The sequence below is a fragment of the Geminocystis sp. GBBB08 genome (genome assembly GCF_016743215.1).
In the GTDB taxonomy this organism is placed as follows: Bacteria; Cyanobacteriota; Cyanobacteriia; order Cyanobacteriales; family Cyanobacteriaceae; genus Geminocystis.
The window spans coordinates 1-6,008 of record NZ_VRZC01000200.1; the positions used below are offsets into that span (position 1 = coordinate 1).

Here is a 6,008-nt window from a genome sequence, read left to right on the forward strand (position 1 = left end):
AAAAACAAGGAAATATCAAATAAAAAAATAATGAAAAATTTTGGACAATGGGGATATAAAATTGACGCTCAATGGGTAATCAATAAAGGTTATGATATTTTATATACTCGTTGGCGTTGTCGTTGGGGAGAAATTGATTTAATTGCTAAAGATAATAACTCTCAAGTTTTAGCATTTATTGAAGTAAAAACTCGAAAAATACATAATTGGGATAATGATGGTATTTTTGCTATTAATCAAACTAAGCAAGAAAAATTATTATTAACTGCTGAAACTTTTTTAAGTGAAAATACTTGTTTTTCAACCTTTAATTGTCGTTTTGATATTGCTTTATTAATTTATCGAAAAAATCTAGCTATTAATTCCGAAGAAAATTTAAGGATAAACGGTAATAATATTAACTATCAAGGTTATCAATTTCAGATCATTGATTATATTGAAAATGCTTTTAATTAAAAAAATAAGTTAGTTACTATAACAATCAGAAAATAGATTGTGGTAAATTAAATCGTCGTTAATAACTCTCAAGCTCAAGTCATTTCTAAATTCTAAATTCTTCGGGCAATGGGCAATAGACAACTATACTCAATTTCTTCGTTCTAAATTCTAAATTCTAAATTGTTCCCGATGGAAATGCCACAAATCAAATAGGATTTCTATAGTATTTTATCTATGAAAAATTAACTTACTATTCGATGACACAAAAAAGAAGCATTTGCAATGGCAGAATCGATTAAAAGTGCGATCGCCTAGAATATTCAGAAAACTTCAAATATAAACACCAGAATTCGATCAAAAAATTATTTAAAATGTATTTAAGAATAGTATATCTTAATATAAATACTGATCCACCAGTTCTCTATTCCCTTCCTACCTTAACCGAAAATTTTGTCTCAGAATGATGTATAAATAGTTCCAGAATCAAACATATTATTAAGAAAATAAACAAAATGATTTTTTCGGGTCTATATATCTTAAAATATCGATGATATGCCAGTCCTCAATCTGGATTTTAGCCTTTCGTTTAGATAACGAGAATTGTGCTTGTGTACTTATATGTAAGTCGAAAAGTAAAGGGGAAGAAATGAGTAGTTCGGGAATACTAAGACAAAAACTGCAATCCCTTCAAGGAAAAAAGTTTACAGGTAGAATAGACGTAAAAAATGTAAAAGGGAAAGAATGGCGTTTATATTTTTGCCTCAGTCGTTTAATTTGGGCTGATGGAGGCTATCATCCTTATAGAGCATGGGAAAGACTATTAACAAAATATTGTCCTCATTTAGATAATCAATTGATTGATATTAATAAAGCCAAAGAATTTGAATGTTGGAATTATTATTTAATTGTTTCGTTATTACAAAGATTTTTAATTACAAAAGAACAAGCATTATATTTAATAAATGAACGAATAAAACAGATATTATTTAACATTTATTTAGCAGAAAATCAAGAAGTATTACAATATGATTTTATTCCAGTAGAACAAGAGAATTTTCCCGAAGAATCAGGTTTAAAATTTTCCATAACTTTATTAAAAATTGAAACCCTGTTAGCTTCTGTTGAATCTCAGTGGTTACAGTGGAAAAATATGGGTTTAAGTAATTATAATCCTAATGATGCTCCCATAGTTAAAAATCCGGTATTATTACAACAAAAATTTAAAGGGAAAGAAGATACTTATAATAAATTAGTATCATTATTAAATGGAAAATATCCTTTAATTGAATTAGCAGATAAATTAAATTTAACACTTTTAAAACTAACTATTTGGTTAAAACCTTATTTTGAACAAGGATTAATTTCTTTAGTGGAAATAAAAGATCAACCTTTACAAATAACTTTAATTGGAATTACTAATCAAAATTATAAAATAACGAAAACAACTCATCAACAATTAATTTTTTGCGTAGATGATAGCATACAAATTTGTCAAATAATGGAACATATTGTCACGGAAGCCGGTTATCAATATGTTTCAATTCAAAATCCCATTAAAGCATTACCAGAAATTTTGAAAAGAAAACCAGATTTAATATTTTTAGATTTAGTCATGCCCATTGTTAACGGCTATGAAATTTGTTCACAAATTCGTCGAGTTTCTACCTTAAAAGACACCCCGATTATTATTCTTACTAGCAACGATGGTATGCTAGATCGAGTTAGAAGTAAAATTGTTGGTGCTAATGGCTTTTTAAGTAAACCAATTGATCAAGAAAAAGTTTTAGCTAAAATTAAATCTTGTTTAAAATCAAAAAGTCATAATTCACCACCTACTCTACCGTCTAACACTCAAATGGAAAATTAAAATATTAGACACGAGTGCAAAATAAAAATTAAAATCTGTTTTAGGTGAGAAATTATCAATTTTAATAACTATTGCCTGAAGAATTTAGAATTTAGAATTTAGAATGAAGATTTTACCAGTGCATCGTTGCCCATTGCCACGACTTGGTGCAAGAAGTCTATTGTCAGAGACTATCAACTATGGTTAAAATAGTAAAATTGTCCGATAATCAAATTATTATTTAAACTTTATGGCAGTACCTAAGAAGAAAACATCTAAATCTAAACGTAATCAACGTCGTGCCCATTGGATTAAAAAAGCTGAACTACAAGCACAAAAAGCCTTATCTTTAGGTAAATCAGTATTAACAGGCAAATCTAATAGTTTTGTTTACATTACAAAAGAAGAAGAAGAAGAAAGTGAAGAATAGTAAATAGTTGTGGAATAGGCATCTTGCCTGTCTTCATCCTTTTTTAATTTCTAATTCCTAACAAGGGGTTTAAACTCCTTGCTAATTCCTAAATTCCTAAAGAAATTGTCCAAATATCCATCAACCAAAGAAAAAAAGTAAACACTAACAAGAAAAGATACATCCAAGGTTGTGCTAAAGGGCGAATATCCGTTGTATCAATATTTGTTCTATTTTGGACTTCTTGCACCATTTGATTAAATCCTGCCACCCTCATCGGCAGTAAATAAGCCTTATCCCTATTTTTTGTTACAAAATAATATACTATTCCTCCTTGCCCAGTGGTACGCATTTTGAGGCTATCAATATCACTCCACGATAAACTCCAACCTTTACGCCACAACCACGACACCCATTGAGGATAATTAACTCTTATCCCTTCAGAGTTGAGGATAACTCTTTCACTTAAAACTCCAAAAATGACAATAGCACCTAAAGCTATAAATAAATAAAAAAGCCAGAGAGGAAGATTAACGGCGGTAAATTTTGCTAAAAAAGGCAGTGGAATTGTTAAGGCAAAATAAAGATTAAGTAGGGTAATTTTGATTAAAGGAGAGATAGGAAATATTGATTCTTTCAAGGAATTATTCATTAGAATTTAGAATTTAGAATGAGGAAGTTTACCCCCGTGCATTGTTGGCTATTGCCCTGACTTGTGCAACAAGTCTATTAGACTTCTCCCCAAATTATGATTTTAACTCAGGGATCATTAAAAACATAGCCTAAATTCATAAATAGTTTATTAGAATTGATTGCATTTTTAATTATGGTCGATGTCTATTAATATTTGTCTATAAAATTAAAAACTCTCTTCCTAGGGTTTCGGTTGAGTAAATTGAGAAGCGGCTGGAAAATACTTAACAGGTTCATTTTTGAGGGCTATAGTCATAAACTGTCGCCAAATAGGTGCGGCATAACCACCACCTGTCACCCCTCTTCCTAAACTACGATTAAAGTCGTCATTTCCTATCCATACTGCTGTCGAAAGTTGTGGTACATAGCCAACAAACCAGACATCACGTTCACTAGATGTAGTACCTGTCTTACCAGCAGCAGGTCTTCCTATATTAGCACTGGTCGCAGTTCCGCCGTTAATTACATTTTGAAGAACACTGGTTAAAGAAGCTGTAGCCCATTCATTTAACACTAATTGCGGTTTTGGAGTATTGTCTAACATCACATTCCCTAAACTGTCAGTAACTTGCATAATCATAGTGGTATCTGACTGCCAACCATTACTAGCAAAAGTAGCATAAGCCTGAGCCATTTCCATGGGTGTCACCCCAATGGGGCCTAAAGGTAAAGAAACAACCGGCTGTAAGGGACTTTCAATGCCTAAAGTACGACAAACTTCAATAACTTTGTCCAAACCGACTTTTTGCCCTAAAACTACGGCAGGAATATTTAGAGAACTAGATAACGCACTATTAATAGTTACAGAACCACCTCCGCCTCCGCCACCATAGTTTTGAGGATGATAATATCCCCCACCTTCTCGGAAACCTCTTGTATAATTAGGAATTACAGAATAGGGAGTATATTTACCTGTGGCAAAAGCAGTATAATAAACAAAGGGTTTAAAGGCAGAACCGGGTTGACGACGAGATTGTAACACTCGGTTAAACTGACTTTTTTCGTAATCAATTCCCCCTACTACCGCCTTGACAAAATGAGTACGAGGATCGATCGCCACCAATGCTACTTGATCGGCTCTAACCCCTGAACGCCGTAAGTTACGATGTGCTTTTTTAACAATTTCTTCGGCTTCTATTTGCATTTTATAATCGATAGTAGTTTGAACGTTAATACCCCCTTTAGTCACAGTTTCCACCCCAAAACGTTCGATTAATTCTTGTTTGACGGCATCAGTTACATAAGGAAGTTTACTTGTTTGCCATGCTCTCCGTTTTCCGATGAAAAGGGGTGCTTTTTTCGCTTTGTCGGCTTCTTCTTGGGTTATCCAACCTATATCTGCCATCCGATTCAATACAATCGCCTGTCTTTCTTTCGCTAAAGAATAATTGACAAAAGGACTATATACTTCAGGGGCTTGAATTATTCCTGCCATCATTGCACCTTCAGCTAAGTTTAAATCCTTTGCCGATTTATTAAAATAACTTTGTGCGGCGGTTTGTGCACCGTAATTATTATGACCCCAATAAATATTATTGAGATACATTTCTAAAATTTCATCTTTCTTGAATATTTGTTCTACTCTTAAAGCTAAAACTGCTTCTGATAATTTGCGTGAAAAAGTTCTTTGGTGGGAAAGAAACACATTTTTCACTAATTGCATCGTCAGAGTTGAGGCACCTTCTACCACTGAACCACTTTGTAAATTAACAACTACAGCCCTAGCAACACTATTCGGATTAACTCCTTTATGGGTATAAAAGTTACTATCTTCAATAGCCATAACTGCCCTTTTTAATTGTGGTGATACTTCGTTTAAAGGTACGGTTGTTCTATGTTCTTCTCCGTGAAAAGTAGTTAGTAATACACCTTTTACGTCATATATATAGCTTGTTTGAGAAGGTACATAGTTATTTAATACTCTTACATCAGGTAAATTGCGAAAACTAATAGCTAAACCAACAATTCCTCCAGCGATAGCTGATGTAGTTAATAAAGTTAAACCGAGAAATGTTCCTCCGGCTACTTTAGCCACTCCTTGAACAAAATTTGTCGGAGTATGAGGTTTTTGATCCTTAGTTTTTCGTTTAATAGTGGTAGATGACACAGTATTTAAAAAGTAAATAAATAAGATTATAATTAAAAGTTTAACTATTATACATTAGTTTTAAATTATACTAATATTTAGTTTAGTAAAATATAATTGTGCCTGATTTTAGCATAAAGCTCTGATTAATAACTCAAAATTTAACTCAGATGCTCCCCATAATTCCCACATCCTAAACATTAAAGTGATTACAGAATTCTGGAAATAAGCTATGGCTAGTGAAGAATGAATAGTTGATCCTCAATAATCGATCATTGATCATTATAGAATAAGTATCTTAGTTATAATTTTCTTAACAATGTTAAACCCCTTGCTCATTTTTAATTCCTCATTCTTAATTCATGACTTTTGTAACAATTATTGGTTTAATCGCAGGTTTTTTGACAACTATATCCTTTTTACCGCAAGTAATTAAAACATGGCGATCGAAATCAGCACAAGATATTTCTTTAGGAATGTTTTTGAGTTTTTGTCTTGGGGTTTTATTCTGGTTAATTTATGGGATTTTGCTAAAA

The 6,008-nt window shown here is 32.1% G+C and carries 6 protein-coding genes; 4 read left to right on the plus strand and 2 right to left on the minus strand.

Annotated elements, in window-relative coordinates; genetic code table 11:
• The 3 genes from FWJ34_RS17390 to rpmF form a co-directional block, all read left to right on the plus strand.
• Window positions 1-456 (plus strand): YraN family protein (locus FWJ34_RS17390; protein ID WP_308256606.1); only part of this gene is annotated, 456 nt, incomplete at its 5' end.
• Window positions 457-985: 529 nt separating this feature from the next.
• Window positions 986-2,305: a response regulator gene (locus tag FWJ34_RS17395; protein ID WP_308256607.1), complete on the plus strand. Its 1,320-nt coding sequence runs from the start codon at window positions 986-988 to the stop codon at window positions 2,303-2,305.
• 229 nt (window positions 2,306-2,534) lie between these two features.
• A complete protein-coding gene (rpmF, locus tag FWJ34_RS17400; RefSeq protein ID WP_308256608.1) occupies window positions 2,535-2,714 on the plus strand; it encodes a 50S ribosomal protein L32 in 180 nt (59 codons plus the stop codon).
• Between the two features lie 88 nt (window positions 2,715-2,802).
• Here the strand turns inward: rpmF and FWJ34_RS17405 are convergent, their stop codons facing one another.
• Both FWJ34_RS17405 and FWJ34_RS17410 read right to left on the minus strand, forming a co-directional pair.
• Window positions 2,803-3,345 carry a hypothetical protein gene (locus FWJ34_RS17405; RefSeq protein WP_308256609.1) on the minus strand — a complete coding sequence of 181 codons (543 nt, stop codon included), beginning with the start codon at window positions 3,343-3,345 and terminating at the stop codon, window positions 2,803-2,805.
• A 222-nt stretch (window positions 3,346-3,567) separates the two neighbouring features.
• Complete coding sequence (locus tag FWJ34_RS17410) at window positions 3,568-5,493, minus strand: transglycosylase domain-containing protein (RefSeq protein WP_308256610.1); 1,926 nt, start codon at window positions 5,491-5,493, stop codon at window positions 3,568-3,570.
• A gap of 341 nt (window positions 5,494-5,834) precedes the next feature.
• On the opposite strand from FWJ34_RS17410, the gene FWJ34_RS17415 reads away from it, so the two are divergent.
• Window positions 5,835-6,008: SemiSWEET transporter (locus FWJ34_RS17415; RefSeq protein WP_308256611.1), on the plus strand; the 174-nt coding region annotated here is incomplete at its 3' end.

What these genes read in the sequence shown, in the direction of transcription:
- FWJ34_RS17395 (WP_308256607.1), top strand. Translation starts at nt 986, where the DNA reads ATGATATGCCAGTCCTCAATCTGGATTTTAGCCTTTCGTTTAGATAAC.
- rpmF (WP_308256608.1), top strand. Translation starts at nt 2,535, where the DNA reads ATGGCAGTACCTAAGAAGAAAACATCTAAATCTAAACGTAATCAACGT.
- FWJ34_RS17405 (WP_308256609.1), bottom strand. Translation starts at nt 3,345, where the DNA reads ATGAATAATTCCTTGAAAGAATCAATATTTCCTATCTCTCCTTTAATC.